This is a genomic window from Archangium sp. Cb G35, assembly GCF_001896145.1.
GTDB classification, from domain to species: Bacteria; Myxococcota; Myxococcia; order Myxococcales; family Myxococcaceae; genus Archangium; species Archangium violaceum.
Genome location: NZ_MPOI01000004.1, coordinates 84,125 through 103,387, shown reverse-complemented (window position 1 = coordinate 103,387; position 19,263 = coordinate 84,125). Strand labels below are relative to the sequence as shown.

The 19,263-nt window shown below is 68.5% G+C and carries 19 protein-coding genes; 11 read left to right on the top strand and 8 right to left on the bottom strand.

The features are described from left to right. Nucleotides 1–11: 11 nt before the first annotated feature. Nucleotides 12–254, bottom strand: coding sequence for a hypothetical protein (locus BO221_RS13790; RefSeq protein ID WP_073560925.1), 243 nt, complete (start codon nucleotides 252–254; stop codon nucleotides 12–14). Between the two features lie 129 nt (nucleotides 255–383). Here BO221_RS13790 and BO221_RS13785 point away from each other — a divergent pair, with 129 nt between their 5' ends. Then, nucleotides 384–2,114 (top strand): hypothetical protein, encoded by a 1,731-nt coding sequence (locus BO221_RS13785; RefSeq protein ID WP_073560924.1) that lies wholly within the window; start codon nucleotides 384–386, stop codon nucleotides 2,112–2,114. A gap of 42 nt (nucleotides 2,115–2,156) precedes the next feature. On the opposite strand, the gene BO221_RS13780 is transcribed toward BO221_RS13785, so the two are convergent. Next, nucleotides 2,157–2,996, bottom strand: a complete 840-nt coding sequence (locus tag BO221_RS13780) for an SDR family oxidoreductase (protein ID WP_073560923.1) — start codon at nucleotides 2,994–2,996, stop codon at nucleotides 2,157–2,159. 93 nt (nucleotides 2,997–3,089) lie between these two features. Here BO221_RS13780 and BO221_RS13775 point away from each other — a divergent pair, with 93 nt between their 5' ends. Beyond that, complete coding sequence (locus tag BO221_RS13775) at nucleotides 3,090–3,998, top strand: LysR substrate-binding domain-containing protein (RefSeq protein ID WP_073560922.1); 909 nt, start codon at nucleotides 3,090–3,092, stop codon at nucleotides 3,996–3,998. Here the strand turns inward: BO221_RS13775 and BO221_RS13770 are convergent. Then, nucleotides 3,990–4,532, bottom strand: coding sequence for a hypothetical protein (locus tag BO221_RS13770; RefSeq protein ID WP_073560921.1), 543 nt, complete (start codon nucleotides 4,530–4,532; stop codon nucleotides 3,990–3,992). The genes BO221_RS13775 and BO221_RS13770 overlap by 9 nt on opposite strands. A 59-nt stretch (nucleotides 4,533–4,591) precedes the next feature. Here BO221_RS13770 and BO221_RS13765 point away from each other — a divergent pair, with 59 nt between their 5' ends. The 4 genes from BO221_RS13765 to BO221_RS13750 all read left to right on the top strand — a co-directional run bounded on the left by BO221_RS13765 (nucleotide 4,592) and on the right by BO221_RS13750 (nucleotide 7,566). After that, complete coding sequence (locus BO221_RS13765) at nucleotides 4,592–5,284, top strand: RibD family protein (protein ID WP_073560920.1); 693 nt, start codon at nucleotides 4,592–4,594, stop codon at nucleotides 5,282–5,284. After that, entirely contained in the window at nucleotides 5,281–6,705 is a 1,425-nt protein-coding gene (locus BO221_RS13760; RefSeq protein ID WP_073560919.1) for an MATE family efflux transporter, read from the top strand. The genes BO221_RS13765 and BO221_RS13760 overlap by 4 nt, the downstream gene beginning before the upstream one ends. 44 nt (nucleotides 6,706–6,749) lie before the next feature. Beyond that, a complete protein-coding gene (locus BO221_RS13755; RefSeq protein WP_073560918.1) occupies nucleotides 6,750–7,214 on the top strand; it encodes an FBP domain-containing protein in 465 nt (154 codons plus the stop codon). A 97-nt stretch (nucleotides 7,215–7,311) separates the two neighbouring features. Continuing rightward, nucleotides 7,312–7,566: a hypothetical protein gene (locus tag BO221_RS13750; RefSeq protein ID WP_073560917.1), complete on the top strand. Its 255-nt coding sequence runs from the start codon at nucleotides 7,312–7,314 to the stop codon at nucleotides 7,564–7,566. A gap of 10 nt (nucleotides 7,567–7,576) precedes the next feature. On the opposite strand, the gene BO221_RS13745 is transcribed toward BO221_RS13750, so the two are convergent. After that, entirely contained in the window at nucleotides 7,577–8,203 is a 627-nt protein-coding gene (locus BO221_RS13745; protein WP_073560916.1) for a TetR/AcrR family transcriptional regulator, read from the bottom strand. A 48-nt stretch (nucleotides 8,204–8,251) separates the two neighbouring features. Between BO221_RS13745 and BO221_RS13740 the strand changes: the two genes are divergently transcribed. Further along, nucleotides 8,252–9,097, top strand: coding sequence for an SDR family oxidoreductase (locus BO221_RS13740; RefSeq protein WP_073560915.1), 846 nt, complete (start codon nucleotides 8,252–8,254; stop codon nucleotides 9,095–9,097). Here the strand turns inward: BO221_RS13740 and BO221_RS13735 are convergent, their stop codons facing one another. Beyond that, entirely contained in the window at nucleotides 9,098–10,417 is a 1,320-nt protein-coding gene (locus BO221_RS13735) for an ammonium transporter (RefSeq protein WP_073560914.1), read from the bottom strand. Nucleotides 10,418–10,981: 564 nt separating this feature from the next. Here BO221_RS13735 and BO221_RS13730 point away from each other — a divergent pair. After that, on the top strand, nucleotides 10,982–12,202 hold the full coding sequence (locus BO221_RS13730; RefSeq protein WP_073560913.1) for a pyridoxal phosphate-dependent aminotransferase: 1,221 nt from the start codon (nucleotides 10,982–10,984) through the stop codon (nucleotides 12,200–12,202). 274 nt (nucleotides 12,203–12,476) lie between these two features. Continuing rightward, complete coding sequence (locus BO221_RS13725) at nucleotides 12,477–13,811, top strand: M23 family metallopeptidase (protein WP_143195434.1); 1,335 nt, start codon at nucleotides 12,477–12,479, stop codon at nucleotides 13,809–13,811. A gap of 12 nt (nucleotides 13,812–13,823) precedes the next feature. Here BO221_RS13725 and BO221_RS13720 read toward each other — a convergent pair whose 3' ends face one another. Further along, nucleotides 13,824–14,813 carry an SDR family oxidoreductase gene (locus BO221_RS13720; RefSeq protein ID WP_073560911.1) on the bottom strand — a complete coding sequence of 330 codons (990 nt, stop codon included), beginning with the start codon at nucleotides 14,811–14,813 and terminating at the stop codon, nucleotides 13,824–13,826. A 126-nt stretch (nucleotides 14,814–14,939) separates the two neighbouring features. Between BO221_RS13720 and BO221_RS13715 the strand changes: the two genes are divergently transcribed. Both BO221_RS13715 and BO221_RS13710 read left to right on the top strand, forming a co-directional pair. Continuing rightward, complete coding sequence (locus BO221_RS13715) at nucleotides 14,940–15,869, top strand: YafY family protein (RefSeq protein ID WP_304528706.1); 930 nt, start codon at nucleotides 14,940–14,942, stop codon at nucleotides 15,867–15,869. Nucleotides 15,870–15,952: 83 nt separating this feature from the next. Beyond that, entirely contained in the window at nucleotides 15,953–16,945 is a 993-nt protein-coding gene (locus BO221_RS13710; protein WP_073560909.1) for a protocatechuate 3,4-dioxygenase, read from the top strand. Between the two features lie 12 nt (nucleotides 16,946–16,957). On the opposite strand, the gene BO221_RS13705 is transcribed toward BO221_RS13710, so the two are convergent. Continuing rightward, the gene (locus BO221_RS13705) at nucleotides 16,958–18,460 is read right to left on the bottom strand and encodes a cell wall metabolism sensor histidine kinase WalK (RefSeq protein WP_073560908.1); all 1,503 of its coding nucleotides are present in this window, start codon (nucleotides 18,458–18,460) and stop codon (nucleotides 16,958–16,960) included. Next, on the bottom strand, nucleotides 18,457–19,128 hold the full coding sequence (locus BO221_RS13700; RefSeq protein WP_073560907.1) for a response regulator transcription factor: 672 nt from the start codon (nucleotides 19,126–19,128) through the stop codon (nucleotides 18,457–18,459). The genes BO221_RS13705 and BO221_RS13700 overlap by 4 nt, the downstream gene beginning before the upstream one ends. Nucleotides 19,129–19,263 lie beyond the last annotated feature (135 nt).

Sequence of the window (19,263 nt, the reverse complement as noted above, 5' to 3'; positions counted from 1 at the left end):
ACCGCCCCTCCTCACCGGTCGTTCTTCACGTTCCTCGAGTCCGTGGGCACCGGAGCGGCGGCCGGAGGAGGCAGGGGCTTGCGGCCGAACAGCTCGGTGACGCGGCGCCAGAAGAGCTTGCCGAAGAGGGCCAGGCCCGCGAAGCCGCCGAGCAGGATTTGCAGCAGCACGCTGCCGGTGCCGGGGTCCACGTAGGCATGGGCATCCAACGACAGCAGCAGGGAGACGAGGAGCAGGGGGGCCAGGAGTCTCATCGCGAGCGAGCCTAGCAAAGAGCGGCCGTGCGGGCGGAAGCAAGGCGCATGGACGCGCGAGCCCGGCTACTCGCTGGCCGACGAAGCCCATTGGCCTGGAGCCGGGGGTGATAAGGTCGCCGGCTCCCGATGGCCTCCTCTCCATCCATGCACCCCACCTCGCGAGCAACCGGTCCCCTGCACTGGGGAGTCCTGCTCCTGCTCGCCGTGGCGGCCTATGTGGGCTGGCGCGAGTTCTGGTTCCTCACCGACGACGCGTTCATCACCTTCCGCTACATCAGCAACAGCCTCCGCGGGCACGGACACACGTGGAATCCGCCGCCCTTCCAGCCGGTGGAGGGCTACTCCAACTTCCTGTGGATGGTGTTGCTGGAGGGCGTGTGGCGGGTGTTCGGCGTGGAGCCACCGGACGCAGCCAACGGGGTGTCGCTCCTCTTCAGCTACGGCACGCTGGCGCTCGGCTTCTTCTGGGTGTGGCGCATGGCGCTGCCGCCGGAGCTGGCCCGCTACCGCTTCGCGCTCGCCGTGGCGGTGCTGGCCGGAGTCCTCTCCAATCGCACCTTCCTCGCGTGGATGAGCTCCGGGCTGGAGACGGCGCTCTTCATCTTCTGCACCACGCTGTGGTGTGTGGCCATGGTGGAGCAGGACCGGGAGCACAGCCCCAGGGCGGTCGCGGTGGCGTGCACGGCCGCGGCGCTCTCGGCGCTCACCCGGCCGGATGGGATGCTGCTGGTGGCCGCCAGTGGGGTGCTCGTCCTGATGAAGCTCGTGCAGGCGCCACCGCGTGGAAGGTGGGTCCTCACGGCCCTGCCGCTGCTGGCCGTGCCCCTGCACATCGTCTGGCGGCGGCTGTATTACGGGGAGTGGCTCCCCAACACGTACTACGCCAAGCACGTGCAGGCCTGGCCGGAGAGCGGCCTGCGCTACGCGCTGTGCTTCCTCATCGAGTACGGGCTGTGGGTGTGGCTGGGGGTGGGGCTCGTCGCCGCCGTCCGTCTGCTGAGGGGCATGGGGTGGCGCGAGGTGGCGGAGCGGTTGTGGCGGCAGCCGGGGCATGTGGCGGTGGTGGGGGTGCTCCTCGCCCACTTCGCCTACTACACGCTGAACATCGGCGGAGATCACTTCGAGTACCGCGTCTACGCGCACCTGGTGCTGCCGCTGATGGTGGCCTTCGCCGCCTTCCTCGGGTGGCTGCGCGTGGGGCGCACCGGCGCGCTCGCGCTGATGGGGACGTTCCTGCTGCTGAGCCTGCCGGTGCAATGGGTGCACTACGCGAAGACGCGAGAGCTCACCACGCGCAAGCAGACGTACCGCCTCCGCCAACCCATCGCCGAGGCCTTCCCGGCACCGGTGCGTCCGCTGGTGGCGTTGTTCGACGCCCAGCAGGACTGGCTCATCTCCCACTTCGTGGGGATGCGGCACCAGGAGCACAAGGTCTTCTTCGAGCACTGGAGCCAGGAGTACCCCACGCGCGAGGAGGGCCAGAAGCTCGAGCTGCCGGAGCGGCCCATGTTGGTGACCCGGTCGGTGGGCGTCCCGGGCTGGGTGCTGCCGGACGTTATCGTCATCGACTACCACGGCCTCAACGATCGGGTGGTGGCACGCACGCCGGTGAAGGAGCAGAAGCTGAAGGAGCGCATCATGGCCCACGACCGGACGCCTCCCGCCGGCTACCTCGAGTGCTTCGAGCCCAACGTGCAGATCAAGCGCCGGCAGATGCGGACGGGCACCCGGAAGACGCCGCTGACGGACGAGCGCATCCGCGAGTGCGAGGCCCGCTTCGATCCCAGCAAGTCCCCTCCCCCCGCGGACGCGCCCACTCCGGACGCGCCAGGTCTCACGGGAGCGGGCGGAGAGTAGTCCGACGTCCCCTCTCCCTCTGGGAGAGGGCCAGGGTGAGGGTCAGCCGGCCGGCGGCAACTTCGGCCCGAAGCTCGAGCGCATGAAGGCCATGTACTCGCTCTCGGACGTCTGCCGGCGCGCCTCGACGAGTGGAAGGATATCGCTCGTCGCGACGTAGCGCAGACGATCCGACGAATCGTTCGTGGCCTCGAAGATGACCTCGGCGACGTGCTCCGATGTCGAGTCCCTGGCGGCGTTTCGTGACGTGCGCATCGCATCGAACACCTGGTTCGCCGCCGAGACGAAGGTGTCGTAGTCACGGATGCCGTTCGGCGGCAGGTTCGCCTCCTTCGCCGAGCGCTCGCCGAACTTCGTACTGGTGACACCACCGGGCTCGACGATCTTCACGCGGATGCCGAGCGCGCCGAGCTCGTACGAGAGCGACTCGGAGAAGCCCTCGAGGGCGAACTTGCTCGCGTTGTAGAGGGAGATCATGGGCAACCCGAACACGCCGGCACCGGAACTCACGTTGACGATGCAGCCTCCCTTGATCTCCCGGAAGTGCGGCAACACGGCGCGCACGACATTCATCACGCCGAACACGTTCACCTCGAACTGCTCGCGGACCTTCTCGTCCGGAGTCAGCTCGAACACGCCGAAGAGACCGTAACCCGCGTTGTTCACCACGGCGTCGATGCGCCCGAACCGCTGGAGGCCCGCGTCGATGGCGGCGCGGATCGTCTCGGGCTTCTCGACGTCGAGCCGGGTGACGAACGTGCCCGCGATGTCCCGTGGCGTGCGCATGGTGGCGATGACGTTCCAGCCGCGTGCGGCGAACAACTCCGCGGTGGCCTGGCCGAATCCGGACGACGCGCCGGTGATGAGAACCGTCTTCTTCATGGTGTTTCCTCCTGTCCAGGCGCAGGAGTAACGCCGTACGATCCATGCAACAATCACCATGAAATCGGATGGACTGATGCGGGAAACAGCACAATGAAACGGCCCGGTCTCTTCGAGCTCCAGGCGGTCTCGGCCGTCGCGTCGCACCGCAGCTTCCGCGCCGCCGCCGCGGAGCTCGGCCTCTCGCCCTCCGCCTTGAGCCATCTGGTCGCGGCACTGGAGAAGCGGCTCGGCGTCCGGCTCTTCCAACGCACGACCCGAAGCGTCTCACTCACGGAGGCAGGCGAGCGTTTTCTCTCCCGCGTGCGGCCCGCGCTCTCCGAGCTCTCGGCGGCGATGGAGTCCGTCAACGAGTTCCGTGACACGCCCACGGGCACGTTGCGCATCACCGCCTCGGAGTCCGGCGCGAGGCAGGTGCTCACGCCCATCGTGCTCGAGTTCATGAAGCGCCATCCCGACATGAAGGTCGAGCTCCTCGTCGAGTCACGCTTCGTCGACATCGTGAAGGAGGGCTACGACGCGGGCATCCGGCTGCTCGAGTCGGTACCCCAGGACATGGTGGCCGTGCCCTGCGGTCCGAGACAACGCTCCGCGGTCGTCGGCTCCCCCCGGTACTTCAAGACGAACCGGCGTCCGAAGGTGCCGGCCGATCTGCGCGAGCACCGCTGCATCCGGCTGCGGAAGAAGAATGGTGGTCTCTACGCATGGGAGTTCGAACGCCGGGGCGAGGAGCTCGAGATCGAGGTCGACGGACCGCTCACGCTCGATACGCTTTCACTGGTCCTCGAGTCCGCGCTGAAAGGCGTGGGGCTCGCGTATCTGAGCGAGTGGGACGTTCAGCCGTATCTGGCGTCCGGAAAGCTCGTGAGCGTGTTGGAGGACTGGCTGCCAGCGTGGCCGGGGCTGTGCGTCTTCTACCCCAGCCATCGTCACATGCCGGCGGGCCTGCGCGCGTTCATCGAGGTGGTGAAGGAGGTCACGAAGCCCGACACTTCACGCTGAGCCTGGCGTCGTTTCGGAGAGCGGACCCTCGGAGTGGATCCGCTCCTCCCCTTCTTCGCCGCGCCAGAGAAGCCGCCAGTGGTCCCCTCGCCTGCGCATGATGATCTCGCCGGGTGCGGAGGCCACGCCCTTGAACGCCGGGTGCTCCGCCAGAACGCGCTCGAAGCGTTCCGCCGCGTGCACGAGGCGCTCGCGAGCCTCGGGGGTCAGGGCGGCTTCATCGCCGAGCAGTCCCCGCTTCGAGCACCACTCCCCCTCCTCGGGCAGCGCGAGTGCGAAGCCGGCACAGACCCGCTCGAAGTCACGCACTCTCCGCATGGACTCGGCCCAGGCCGAAGCCGTCCTGTTGAGTTGCCGGAGCCCCACGGCGAAGACACCCAGGTAGGCCCCCAGCAGCAGCAGCCCGAGGCTCCACACGAGCGGCCGGTACGAAGGAGCCACGAAACGCTGAGTGAGCACCGCGGCGGCGCCGAGCAGGAGGAAGAGAAGCAGTCCAACGACGAGCATCTCGATGAGCGTCACTCCACGCTTCATCGAACCTTCATTGCCCGGGCCGCGGCGTTGGGTCAAGGTGCGCTCCACGGAGGACACAGATGGACAAGGCAACACGGCCGTACATCATCTGCCACATGGTTCCCTCGGTCGATGGCCGGATCGTGGTCAAGGGCTGGAAGCTTCCCCCGAGTGGCCTGGCCGAATACGAGAGCACGGCGGAGACCTTCGGAGCGGATGCGTGGATCATCGGCCGGGTGTCGATGGAGCCCTACGCGGGGAAGGCCCGGGTCCCGGTGCGCAAGACGCGGGAGCCGATTCCGCGCACGGATTTCATCGCGAAGCGCGACGCGGAGTCCTACGCGATCGCCCTGGACCCGTCCGGCAAGCTCACCTGGAAGTCGAGCTCCATCGACGAGGAGCATGTGATCACCGTGCTGACGGAGAAGGTCTCGGACGATTACCTGGCCTTCCTCCAGTCCAAGGGCGTCTCCTATGTGTTCGGCGGCAAGACGGAGCTGAACCTCGAGCGGGTGCTCCAGAAGCTCCGGAAGGAGTTCGGCATCAAGAAGCTGCTCCTCGAGGGAGGCGGAAAGATCAACGGCTCGTTCCTGGCCGCGGATCTGATCGACGAGCTGAGTCTGTTGCTGGCCCCCGTCGCGGACGGGAGCATCGGGACCCCTTCGCTCTTCGATGCGAAGGAGGGCCGGGGCCCCGCTCGTCAGCTCAAGCTGGTCTCCATGGAGAAGCGCAAGGGCGACATGCTTTGGGTGCGGTACAAGGTGAAGCGATGAAACCCGGTTTTGGGCGCGACCTCACGACCGGCAGCATCCCCAGGCACATGGTCGCCTTCTCCATCCCGATGCTGATCGGGAGCTTCCTGCAGACGGCCTACAGCTTCATCAACGCCATCTGGGTCGGAAAGTTCCTGGGCCACCAGGCGCTCGCGGCCGTGACGGTGAGTTTCCCCGTCATCTTCGTGCTCTTCGCCATCGGCATGGGGCTCACCCTGGCCACGAACATCCTCGTGTCGCGCAACTACGGCGCCCGGAACATGGAGGAGCTGCGCAAGGTCGTCGACAGCTCCACCGTGCTGACGTACGCGCTGGGAGTCGTGCTCACCATCCTGGGCGAGCTCTTCGCGCCCGCCATCCTCCGCGCCATGGACACGCCGCCGGAGGTCTTCGACGAGTCCGTCAGCTACCTGCGCATCTTCCTGCTCTCGCTGCCCTTCAGCTTCGGTCTCTTCCTGATCCGGAGCATGCTCCAGGGCGTGGGCGACTCCAAGACGCCGCTCTATTTCCAGTTCGCCTCGGTGCTCTTCACCACGGCCCTGGACCCCGTCCTCATCTTCGGCTGGGCGGGGTTGCCGAAGCTCGGACTGAATGGAACCGCCTGGGCCACGTTGATCTCCCAGGCAGTGGCACTCGCCGCCCTGATCAGCTGGCTCCGTTGGAGGAAGCTCCCCATCGCTCCCTCGTGGCCTCGACTGAGCCACCTGGGGCCCGTCACCCGGCAGACGCTGCGCATCGGGGTGCCCTCGGCCATCCAGCAGTCGCTCGTCTCCATCGGCATGGTGCTGGTGACGGGCCTCGTCAACGGGTTCGGGGAGATCGCGACGGCCGCCTTCGGCGCGGCCTCCCGCATCGATCAACTCGCCTTCATGCCGGCCATGACCTTCGGCATGGCCATCTCGACGATCACCGCGCAGAACCTCGGGGCGGGCCACCACCACCGCGTGCGAGAGGTCTTCACCTGGGGTTGCCTGTTCAGCGGAGGAATCACGCTGATCATCTCGGCCCTGGCCGTGGCGTTCCCGGAGGCGCTCCTGCGCATCTTCATCTCGGATCCCGCCGTCATCGCGCCCGGCGTCTCCTACCTGCACATCGTGGGAAGTGCCTACGTCCTCTTCGCCCTCATCTTCGTCAGCAACGGCATCATCAACGGGGCGGGCCACACCCTGACGACCACGGTGTTCACGCTGATCAGCCTCTGGGTGGTGCGGGTCCCCGTGGCCTGGTGGCTCTCGCGGCGCATGGGGAGCGTGACGGGCGTGTGGTACGCCATCTCCCTGAGCTTCGTCGTGTCGCTCATCGTCAGCATGGCGTATTACTTCTCGGGCCGATGGATGCGGTCGCTCGCCAAGAAGCCCGCCGAAGGGGCAGCGGCGCCGAATCCGGGGGAGATCTTCGGTCACGAAACCGGAGAAGCGTAGTCAGTGATCGGCAACATCCCTCGTCACGGGGATGGGAGGCCAACATGTTCCGAATCGAGACAGAGAAAGAGCTGCTGAGCGCGTTCCGCTCACGGGATCGCAAGCACGTCGAGTTGCCCAAGGGCACCCAACTGCCCCTCTTCGTCCGTGACTATCTGGCGTGGGTGGATCCGTATGGGGTTCGCGTGTTCCTGGTGTTCACCGCGCCGGGTGGCAAGCGGCCCACGGGGATCGCCTTCCGCCGGGATCAGCAGGGCGACAAGGCCCTGGCGCTCCGGGTGTGCGATTGGTGCCGGGCCTCGGGCTCGTCGGACCAGGTGGGCCTGCTCACCACGGACGTCGATTCCAAGCGCCGCGTGGGCGTGAATCTCTGCCTGGATCTCCGTTGCAACGAGCGGCTGGAGGCGGAGATGAACAGGGCCGGCCGCAGTGTGCTGGATGAGAACAAGCAGCTCATCGAGCGCATGTCCCGCTTCGCGAGCGAGGCGCTGGGCATGGAGTTCAGCTGACAGCGTGAGCAGGCGGACAGACGAGCCGCTGGAGGTCCGGAGGCAGGTGGCTCGCCTCGTGACGTGAGAGGACCCACTCTCCTCGCAGGAGGCTTCCATGGCCAAGTGCGAGGTTTGTGGCAACGATTACTACCTGGCCTTCCAGGTCATCACCGCGGGCGTCACCCACACCTTCGACAGCTTCGAGTGCGCCATCCACAAGCTGGCGCCCGTCTGCGACCACTGCGATTGCAAGGTGCTGGGCCACGGCATCGAGGCCAACGGCACCTTCTACTGCTGCGCCCATTGCGCCCACGCCGCCGGGGCCCGCTCCATTGTCGACAACGCGGAGCACGCCCCCGTGCAGCAATAGGCCCTGCCGCCTACGTCTCCGGCGCCACGAGCACCGCGCGCATCAGTTCCACCGCCGTGTCCGCCAGTTCGCGAAGCTGGCCCGCGCGTCCCTTCTCGGCCGCGACGAGCACCAGCTCGTTGATACCTCCGACGAGCGCCGTCGCCATCGCGGGTGAGAGCGCGCGCAGCTCCGGGTTCTCCTCTCGCGCCATCCGCACCAGGCCTCGCAGCTGATCCGCGAAGCGCTGGTGCACCTCTCGCCGCAGTTGCAGCGCGCGCGGGCCGGCGGCGTGGATCTCCAACAGATACGTCCGCGTCACCTCGGGCCTCGCCTCGAGCGCGTCCAGGTACGCGCGCGTCGCGGCGTGGAGCCGCTCCTTCCACCCGAGGCCCGGGGCCGCGGCGGCGGTGTCGATCGCGCGCAGCGTCTCCTCGCTGGCGGCCACGTACGAGGCGAGGAAACACGCGTCCTTGTCCTCGAAGTGCTCGTAGAAGGTGCGCTTGGACACCCGAGCGTGCCGGACGATGTCCGCGATGGTGGTGGCGGCGTAGCCCTTCTCGGTGATGGCGGCCGCCAGCCCCTGGAGCAGCCGGACACGGCTCGGAGTGCCATCACTTCCAGGGCGGGGGCCGCCAGTGTCGGGGGGCTCTTGCATCTGGTACCGGACCGTACCACAGTCGCCCCACCCCACCGGGAGTCAGAAATGAAGACAGTGCAGGGCAAGGTCGCGGCAATCACGGGTGCGGGCTCGGGAATCGGCCGGGCCACGGCGAAGCTGCTCGCTCGAAAGGGCTGCCATGTCGCCATCTCGGATGTGAACGAGCAGGGGCTGGCCGAGACGGCGGCCCTGTGCCGCCAGCCGGGCGTCAAGGTGATCTCCTCCCGGGTGGACGTGGCTCAACGCGCGGAGGTCGAGGCCTGGGCGGCGCAGGCCGCGCGCGAGCTCGGCGGCGTCCACATCATCATCAACAACGCCGGGGTGGCCCTGGGCGCCACCATCGAGGACATGCGCTACGAGGACTTCGAGTGGCTCATGAACATCAACTTCTGGGGCGTGGTGCACGGCACCAAGGCCTTCCTGCCGCACCTCAAGGCCGCCGGGGATGGGCACATCGTCAACATCTCCAGCGTCTTCGGGCTCATCGGCGTGCCCACGCAGGGCGCCTACAACGCCGCGAAGTTCGCGGTGAAGGGCTTCACCGAGGCGCTGAGCCAGGAGCTGGAGGTCGAAGGGCTCCCCATCGGCGTGACGAGCGTGCACCCCGGTGGCATCAAGACCAACATCGCCCGCAGCGCCCGCCTCACCGCGAGGAAGGGCTGGGTAGACGAGCAGGCCAACAGCGACTTCGAGAAGGCTTTCGCCACCTCGCCGGAGGTGGCGGCCGAGAACATCCTCCAGGCCATCCTCAAGAACCGCCGGCGCCAGCTCATCGGCACCGACGCGGTGGTGATCGACCTGGTACAGCGCGCGCTGCCGACGCTCTACCAGACGCTGCTGGTGGCGGGCGCCAGGCTGCGCAGGCAGAAGCTGCTGAACAAGGACGGGTGATCAACCCTCCATCACGGGGTCGGCGCCCAGTGGCGCCTTCTCCGGCTCGCGGGCCTTCGGAGCCGAGGCATCGCGTGGCGTCATGCCATGGCCGCCCAGGGAGATGCCGGTGTGGTAGGCGCGCTCGCCGTGGACGTGGGGATCCAGTCCCTCGTACTCGGCCTCGGCGTCCACGCGCAGACCGACCACGGCCTGCACCACCTTGAGGAGAATGAAGGTGAGGAGCGCGGAGAAGGCGGCCACCGCCAGGATGCTGAGCGCCTGCTTGCCCAGCAGGGCCCAGTTGCCGCCCGCGATCACTCCATCGGCACCGGCCGGGTTGACGGCCACCGTGGCGAACACCCCGGTGAGCAGAGCGCCGAGCGCTCCGCCAACGCCGTGCACACCGACCACATCCAGGGCGTCGTCGTAGCGGAGGTGCTCCTTGAGGAGGACGCCGCCGTAGCAGACCCCGCCGGCCAGGAGACCGATGGCCAGCGCGCCCATGGGAGAGACGAAACCGGCCGCCGGGGTGATGCCCACCAGTCCGGCCACGAGCCCGCTGGCGGCGCCCAGGGCGGTCACCTTCTTCAGACGCAGCAGATCCACGAGACCCCACGCCACGGCGCCGCCCGCGGCCGCCAGGTGGGTATTGGCCGCGGCGACGGCGGCCAGCTCGTTGGCGGCGAGCGCACTGCCCGCGTTGAAGCCGAACCAGCCGAACCAGAGGAGCCCCGCGCCCAGCAGGGTGAAGGTGAGGTTATGCGGGGGCTGACGCGCGCCCCGGCGGCGTCCCACCACGAGCGCCACCACGAGCGCCGAGACACCACTGGTGAGGTGCACCACGGCCCCACCGGCGAAGTCGAGCGCGCCCAGCTTCAGCAGCCAGCCGTCCGGTGCCCACACCCAGTGCGCCACGGGCGCGTACACGAACGTGGCCCACAGCACGGTGAAGAGGAGGAAGGCGGAGAACTTGAGCCGCTCGGCGTACGCCCCGCTGATGAGCGCGGGGGTGATGGCGGCGAAGGTGCCCTGGAAGAGGAAGAAGAGGATATGGGGCAGCGTGCCTTTGGCCTCCTGCCCCACCCCTTTCATGAACAGGTGGGTGGTCCCGCCGATGAGCCCTCCGTGGCTCTCTCCAAAGGCAAGCGAGTAGCCCCACAGCGCCCAGACCACCGTCACCACCGCCAGAGCGCCAAAGCTGTGCATGAGGGTGGAGAGCACGTTCTTGCCCTGCACCATGCCTCCGTAGAAGAGCGCCAACCCTGGCACCATCAACATCACCAGGGCGCTCGCTACCAGCACCCACGCCACATCCGCTCCGACGATTCCGCCCGGCATCCTCACCTCGCACGGTATGGGCCCCGTGGGCCCGCGCACCTCGAAGCCAGTGCAACCGGAAGGCCAGACCCGGGGCCGGCGTATCCCCTCGGAATCATGGGAAGGAGACGCCTGCCTGGCGAAAATTTTCGCCTGTCCCAGCCCTACAAATTTGTCGGACGCCCCCCGGGAAACGACAAATTCGTAGGACTCCTTCCGAGCGCCCGGGAGGACGTCCGCCGCGCCCTCCCCGCTCTTGGCCAGAGGGAACCGGGCGCTTCTTCCTACGTTTTTGTCGGCCCACCGGTGAATTCCTACAAATTCGTAGGAATGTATTGATGGGTTGACGGCGGCCGTGATGCACCGCATTATGACGTTGGATTCAGTTTTCAAGCACCACCCTTCCATGCTCACCACCCTGGACACCCTCCTCAAAGCCAAGCGCAGCCGGCTCTACGAAAGGGGCTCTGGTTAGGTTTGCTTTGGAGGTTGTTCCTTCGAGCCCGCCAGCCCCCCGCTGGTGGGCTTTTTTATTTCCCCCCACCTGTTTCCCCCTGCCACCCGCAGTTCGAGGAGCACAAGACGATGTCAACGGCCGTGACCGAGAAGCTTCCCGCCCACACCCTGGACGCCATCTCCTTCGGTAAGATCGTGCAGATCCGCGAGGGGCTGCTCCGCGCCCAGGCAACCGGCAAGCGGGTCATCCGCTTCGAGTCTGGCGACCCCAGCTTCTCCATCGCCCCGCACGTGGCGGAGGCCATTGCCGCGGCGATGCGGGCGGGCAAGACGCACTACGTGCCGAACGACGGCATCCCGGAGCTGCGCGCGGCACTGGCCGACAAGCTCCGCCAGAAGAACGGCATCAAGGGTGCCACGGCCGAGCAGGTGTTCCTCACCAATGGCGCCATGCACGCGCTGTACGTGACCTTCGGCGCGCTGCTCGCGCCCGGGGACGAGGTCATCCTGCCGGATCCCATGTGGACCGAGGTGGCGGAGAACGTGAAGCTCGCCGGCGGCAAGCCGGTGGGCGTGCCCGTGCGCGCCAAGGAGGGCTACGCCTACCGCCCCGACGCCATCCAGGCGGCCATCACCCCGCGCACGCGGGCCATCTTCCTCAACACGCCCCACAATCCGACCGGCGCCGTCATGCCCCGCGAGACACTGGAGGCCATCGTCGCCCTGGCGCGCAAGCATGACCTGTGGATCGTCTCGGACGAGGCGTACGAGGACGTCATCTACGAGCCGCACGTGCACCACTCCGTCGCGTCGCTGGCCGGAGATTGGGCCGAGCGCGTCATCAGCGTCTACTCCTTCTCCAAGAGCCACGCGATGAGCGGACTGCGCACGGGCTATCTGCATACGCCGTGGCCGCTGCTGCAAAGACGCGTGCAGAAGCTGCTGCGCTGCACCATCAACGGCGTGAACAGCCTGGCCCAGTGGGGCGCGCTGGCGGCGGTGACGGGGCCACAGGAGCCCCTGCAGGCGATGCGCGCCGAGTACCGCCAGCGCCGCGACGTGCTGGTGAAGGCGCTGGAGGGAATCCCGGGCGTGCGTCCGTTCACTCCGCGCGGAGCGTTCTACGTGTGGGCGGAGCTGGAGCCGTCCCTGTACTCGCGGCTGGATGTGGCCAACGCGGATGCGCTGTCCGCCCGGCTGGCGGCACAGGGCATCGGCAGCGCGCCGGGCGATGCCTTCGGCCACTCGTGTGAGAACGCCATCCGCTTCGCCTTCAGCTGCGACACGAAGATGGTGCTCGAGGGCGCGGAGCTGCTGCGCGCCGCGCTGCTGGGCGGGACATCGCGATGAGCGGCTGTCTGAACGTGGCCCTGGGCCAGTACGACATCGGCTGGCATGCGCCGGAGGCCTCGCTCGCCGCCGCGGAGGCGGTGTCAGTGGGAATCCTGATTCTCTCTTTTTCTGATAATCCAGCTTAACAAGAACATCCGGACACGATAGGGTGCCGCCTCGTTCCCCCTTCCCCGAGACGAGGCTGGCGATGAAACGCCTGGGTACCCTTTTGTCTTGTGCCGCGGTGCTGGTGGCGTGTGAACCCCCCACGGAGGCCCCGCGGACGGACGGAGTGAGCTCCGAAACCATCGGAGTGACGACGCAGACGGTCCGCGACGAGGCCGCGGGTGTCTCCCTCGAGGTGCCGGACGACTGGCGCGTGCAGCCGGATCCGGTGCTGTTCAACACCTACGGCTTCGCGCTGTTCGAGCCCGGTGGCCCCAGGAGCGGCGGACATGAGCGCTCGCCGGTGGCTCGCGTCGCGCTGGCGTACCAGGTCAAGCCGGATCAGATCGAAGGCCTGGTGCAGGACCTGATGCGCAAGTACCAGGAGTTCTCCCCCACCCGCTCGGAGGTGGTGGTGGGCCGGGGCCTGCGGGGCACCGTGGTGAGCGGTCTGCCGGGCACGGATCCGTACTCGCTGGTGTACGTGGCGGACGGTGACCGGGTGTACCGGATCGGCCTGTGGACGATGGAGCCGGGACTGGACTCGCGCGCCCGAGGCGTCCTGGCCAGCCTGCGCTTCGAGCAGCCCACGCGCCCGGTGCAGTCGCTGAACCTGGTGCCCGTGGAGCAGGCGACGTACGCGGTGCCTCCCGCGGAGCAGCTGGCGCTCAATCAGCGGGCCCACGCGGAGCGCGTCCTGATGACCGCGCTGGAGGGCGGCGAGCCCACGCAGGGCGTGCGGGAGGCGGACGTGTCCGCGCAGCAGGTGGCGTGCGAGATCGGCCAGCCGGCCGGCCTGTTCTGGCAGACGGTCTGGGACTACACGAACAAGTTCTACAGCGGCTACACGACGGTCTACTCCGGCACCTACTACAACCTCCGTCCCGGGGATCCGGGCTGGAGCGCCATGAGCGGCAACTACGGCAGCTGGTGGGGCCAGAACTACCACATCCGCAAGTGCAACACGGGGCTGCTCAACCAGTACTACGCCAACGACTGGCCGGCGCATCGGAACGCCAACGTCTATCCGGCCACCACGGGCACGGTGGAGTGGGCGGGCTGGGACCACGCGGACAGCGAGGGCTACTACACGCTGGGCAACTACGTGGTGGTCCGCAACGGCGGCTACCGGGCCATCATGGCGCACCTGACGAGCATCGCGCCCGGCATCACCTGGGGCACGAGCGTGGGCATGAACACGATCATCGGCTACGCCGGCAAGACGGGAGGCCCGTGGGACGAGCACGTGCACTCCCGGATCGCCTACGGCGAGTCGCTCACCTACAACGGCCAGCCCTACGGCGGCAGCACGGTGTGGCCCAACAAGCTGCGGTGCGTCTCCTGCCGGGCGAACGATCCGGGTGATGCCGCGGGCAACGGGGACGGGCAGTTCGACGTCAAGGACAGCACCGGGGCCAGGTTCTACACGCGCTTCTACCACGGCCGCTGGATGCGGGGCTGAGCGCTCCCCGCCTCAGTCCTTGATGAAGTCCGGGAACGCGAGATCGATGGGCCCGTTGAACCACGAGGCGTACGCGCGCTCATCCGCCACGTTGTAGACGTGCCCGAACGCCTCGCGGAAGTAGGCCGCCCAGTCCGGCTTCCGCCCGTCCACATCGGTGAAGCCGTACTCCTTCGCGAGATCCCAGGAGCTGAAGACACGGCCCGCCTTGCGCCGGACGTCCGGATCCGCCGCGAGCGCCGCGACCCCGCGCGCCACGTAGTACGGCGTCTCCGAGGCGATGAAGTGGGGATCCTTCGCCGCGCCATCCCGCCACGTCGCCTCGGTGACGCCGAAGTGCGCGAGCATCGCCTCCGAGCGGAGGAATCCCGGCGTCACGGCGAGGGCCGTCATGCCGGGCTTCTTCCGGAACTCGGTGGCCATCGCGAAGGCGAGGCGGATGACCGACATCTTGGCCAGGTCGTAGAAGAGGTTGCCGCGATAGCCGAAGTGATCGCCATCGGTCACCTCGATGATCAGCCCGCGCTGCCCCTCGAGCATGAGGGGCACGGCATGGCGGCTCGTCACGATGTGGGTCCAGATGGCCCGCTCGAGCAGCACGCGCCCCTTCTCCAGCGAGAGCTTCCAGAAGGGTGAGCCGAACTCGGTCAACTCGTCCCCGCCCCAGATGTCGTTCACGAGCACGTCCAGCCGGCCCTGCTCGGCCCGGATGCGCGCGCAAAGGGCCTCGACCTCGGACTCCACCGTGTGGTCGGCGCGTACGGCGATCCCCTTGCCTCCCCGTGCGGTGACCAGTTCGGCCGTTTCCTCGATCGTCTCGGGACGTCTATCGAGCTCGATCAGCGGGCCCGGACCCTTCCCCCGCTCCGTCTGCGCGCGCGTGCTGCGGCCCGTGCAGTAGACGGTCGCTCCGGCCTCGCCCAGCGTGCAGGCGATCGCGCGCCCCGCCCCCCGGGTGGCTCCAGCGACCAGGCAGATTCTTCCCTCCAGCGTCTTCTTCATGGCGTCTCCTCCGGCGTCCACGTCTTCAAGATGAGGGCGGCGACCCTAAACGGCGATTGTTGACACCTCCTGTCAGGAATGGGCGCTACGCTGTTTTCCATGCGCGCGGACCGGTTGGTGAGTCTGATGCTCCTGCTCCAGGACGAACGGCGGCACACGGCCGAGGAGCTCTCCAGGCGGCTCGAGGTGTCTCCACGCACCATCTACCGGGACCTGGATGCACTCTCGTCCGCGGGAGTTCCCGTGTACGCCCAACCCGGCTCGGCCGGGGGAATCGGGCTGCTGCCGGGCTGGCGCACCCACCTCACCGGCCTCACCGAGCCGGAGATCCAGGCGCTCGCGAGCGCGCATCCCATCGATGCCCTGGATGACCTCGGGTTGGCGGGCCCGCTGCGGACGGCGCTCGTGAAGCTCGCCGCGGCGCTCCCCAGCGTGCAGCGGACGGCCGCCGAGCACGCCCGGCAACGGCTCCACATCGATGGCTCCTCCTGGTTCGGCGAGAAGGATCCGGTGCCCCACCTGGCCGTGCTTCGCGAGGCGGTCTTCCAGGACCGGAAGGTCCGGCTGGCCTACCGCGACTTCGAGGGCGCGCGGAGCAACCGCGTGGTCGACCCCTATGGCCTGGTCATCAAGGGTGACCACTGGTACCTCGTCGCCGAAGACAAGGGCGTGACGAAGGTCTTCCGGGGCGCGCGGGTGGAGGCGGCACGCATGCTCACCGACACGTTCGCGCGGCCCACGGAGTTCGAGCTCCGGGCCTTCTGGAAGGACTGGTGCAAGCGGTTCGCGACCCAGCGGGCCCGCTACGAAGTGACCCTGCGGCTCACCGCCGAGGGAGCCGAGGCGCTCGCGGCGATGCGTCCGGGCTCGGAGCGCGAGCGCATCCACGCGGGCACCGTGAACATCGACTTCGAACGTCTCTCGATCGCCCTCTCGCAGCTCGTCCATCTCGGCCGTGGAGCCGAGGTCCTCGAGCCACCGGAGCTGCGCGCCCGGCTCGGCGCACTCGCGAACGACCTGAGCGCTCTCTACGGAACGCGACCCCCGGCCGCGTAAGGCTTTCTTAAGACCTTCGCGCGAAGACTGTCCTCGAGGGGAGAACAGGGAGCGGCCATCGCCGCCGCTCCAGGAGGAACAGGATGAGCAACGACATCAAGAGAGACGACTCACCCATGATCCTGACGCGCCGGAAGGTGCTCGGTGGCATGGGCCTGGCCCTGGTGGCCGCGCCCCTGGGTCATCTGCTGGCCTGCGGTCCGGGCACCGGCGGGAACACGGGCAACGGGACCGATACGGATGGTGGAACCGGCACGGACGCGGGGACCACCGATCCCGGTGTCTGGGCCACCGGAGGCACGGCCGCGATGACCGCCGCCAGCTCCTACCCCAACCCCTTCGCCTCGGGCATCGGCACGGTGTGCGCCCTCACCTGCGAGGCCACCCTCGGCCCCTGCTACGCGGAGACGATCGATCGCAAGGACATCAGCGAGAACCACGCTGGACTGCCCGTGCGCCTCGCGTTCCTCGTGGTGGATGAGTCCTGCAATCCCATCCCGGGCGCCAGCGTCGACATCTGGCATGCCGCGCCGGAGGGGCTCTACTCGGGTGAGGACGCCAGCACGTTCTGCACCGCGGACGACCCGAGCGCCACCTCCGCGCGGTGGTTCCGCGGGGTGCAGACGGCGGATGCCAACGGCCGCGTGGACTTCGATACCTGCTTCCCGGGCTGGTACAGCAGCCGGACCATCCACATCCACTTCACGGTCCGCGTCAACGGCAACGAGTACGTGACGTCCCAGCTCGTCTTCGACGACGCGCTGAACGACGACATCATCGGCACCCAGCCGCTCTACAAGGATCGCGGGCCGCGCGACACGACGAACACGAACGACACCGTCATCTCCGCGGAGAGCGCCGCCCAATACTCGTTCCAGACCCAGCGGATGCCGGATGGCGCGCTGCTGGCCTGGAAGACGCTCGTCATCCGCTCCTCGCTCTCCAACCCGACGTGCCAGATTCCGGGCGGCAGCGGCGGCCCGGGCGGCCCCGGCGGTCCTCCTCCCGGCGATGGCGGCGTGCGTCCTCCTCCGGGTTGGGATGGCGGCACGCCTCCCCCGCCTCCGGGAGCCTGAACGGAGAGAGGCTCAGGACGGGGGAGGCAGCTCGCCCAGGAAGTCCACCTGGAGCCCTCCGTATTCCGAGGGCCCCAGTTGCAGGCGCCAGTCGTGGAGCACCGACACCCGCCAGGCGATGTTCAGGCCCAGGCCGTGCCCCCCGGGCCCACGCGTGCGTGCCGCATCGCCCCGGACGCGCCGCTCCACCACGTGGGGGAGCTCGTTCTCGGGAATGCCGGGCCCGTCGTCCAACACCCGCAGGCGGAACGTGTTCGACGGCAGGCGCTCCAGCACCACGGCGACATGGCCTCCACGCGTGTTGTAGCGCACGGCGTTGTAGATGACGTTGCTCACCGCCTGCTCGATGAGCGTGTCGTCCCCGATGACCCGCACCGGCGCCTCCGGGACGGCGTAGTCCAGCTGCACGCCCTGGCCCCGCGCGATGGGACGATGGCGGCCGATGCACCGCTCCACCAGCGCATTGAGGTCCACCGGAGCCCGCTGCACGGAGGGCTCGCCCGCCTCCAGCCGCGCCGCGGCACCCAGGTTGTGGATGAGCGCCGCCATGTAGTGGGCCTCCTGGCTCGCCGCCGCGACCACCGAGGCCTCCACCGTCTCGCCCCGTGCCGCGCGCTGCTGCAGCTCGGCCAGGTGCCCCTGGAGCACCGTCAGGGGGATCATCACGTCATGCGTGGTGTTCTCCAGGAAGGAGCGCAGGGTCTGCTCCCGCTTCTCCTTGAGCTCCATCTGCGCGCGCACCTCGTGTCCCGCCTCGTCGAAGGCCCGCGCCAGCTCGGAGATCTCATCGTTGCCGCGCAGGGTGATGGAGCCCTGGTAGGCACTGCCCACGAAGGTCCGCACCTCGCGGGTGAGCTGGCGCAAGCGGCCCACCACCGGCCCCAGTGCGAAGAGCACTCCCGCCAGCGCGAGCACCGAGGGGAACAGCCAGAACTCGAGGGGGATGGACGGGAACTTCTCCCTCGGGCCGGGCCGTTCCGGCCAGTGGACGAGCACGAAGGCACACGGCCCCGTGCCCCAGGGCATCCGGACGAGGATCCGCCGCGGCTCCTGCATGCCGGAACCCGAGGACAGGCTGGCCACATCCTGCCCCCGCCGCATGGCCTCCACGAGCGACGCGTCCAGGCGGGGCGCGGCGGGGTTGCGGGCCGAGAGCTCCGAGTCATAGGCGAACAGCCGGGTGCCTCGGGGCGGACGGGGCCCGCCTGGGCCGCCTGGACCTCCACCTCCGGGAGGAAGCGGCGGAGGGCCTCCGGGCCGCCACTCCGGAGGAGGTCTCGGGCCCGGCTCCTTCCAATCTCCTGGAGGCGGTGGCCCCCGGGGCTCGCTGCTCCAGGACTCGGGAGCGGCCTCGCAACGCTCGCGTCCTCCCGAAAGCATGTGCGCGAGGGCGTACTCGGAGAGGGCCGTCTCGAGCGCCCGGGCCTCGACGGCCCGGTGGATCCACGCCATGCAGAGCGCGACGGGGATGGCCACCGCCACCGTCGTGAGCGCCAGCCGCATCCGCAGCTTCACGTCCCGCCCCCCTCGCCCAGCCGGTAGCCGATGCCCCACACCGTTTCCACGTGCTTGCCGGGGCCCAGCTTGCGGCGCAGCCGCGACACGTGCACGTCCAGCGTCCGCTCGGAGCCCTCCCGCTCCGGATCCAACACGTTCTCCACCAGCCACTGGCGCGTCACCGCCGCACCGGGCCGCTTCGCCAGCGCGGCCAGCAGATCGAACTCCACGCGCGTGAGCTCCACCGGCTTGCCCTCCACACGCACCTCACGTGACTGGAGATCCACCTGCAGTGCGCCGATTTCCAGGAGGCTCTGCCGCTGCATCACCGGCCGGCGCAGCCGGGCGCGGACGCGCTCCACCAGCTCCTCGGGCCAGAAGGGCTTGGTCATGTAGTCGTCGGCGCCCAGCTTGAGCGCGCGCACCTTGTCCGCCGTGTCGTTGCGCGCGCTGAGGATGAGTACCGGCACGTCCGAGCCCTCGCGGAGCTGCCGGAGGATGTCCATGCCGTAGGTGCCGGGCAGCATCAGGTCCAGGATGATGAGCCCGTAGGCCGAGGACTCCCCCGGCTGCAGCGGGCGCCCTCCGGTCCACCAGGTGGGCTCGAAGCCCGCACGGCCCAGGAAATCGGCGATCTGCGCGCCGAGCTGCGGATCGTCCTCGATGAGCAGGATGCGTTCACCCATGGCGCCAATGTCCTACCAGGTGTGTCTTAAGAGAATCTCAAGACGCCGCCCGGCCCTCTCGTGAATCGTGGGGGGCAGAATAAAAACCCGGCCCTCCCGTCCAGATGGGTGTTGGCAGCAACCCACACCGGGAGT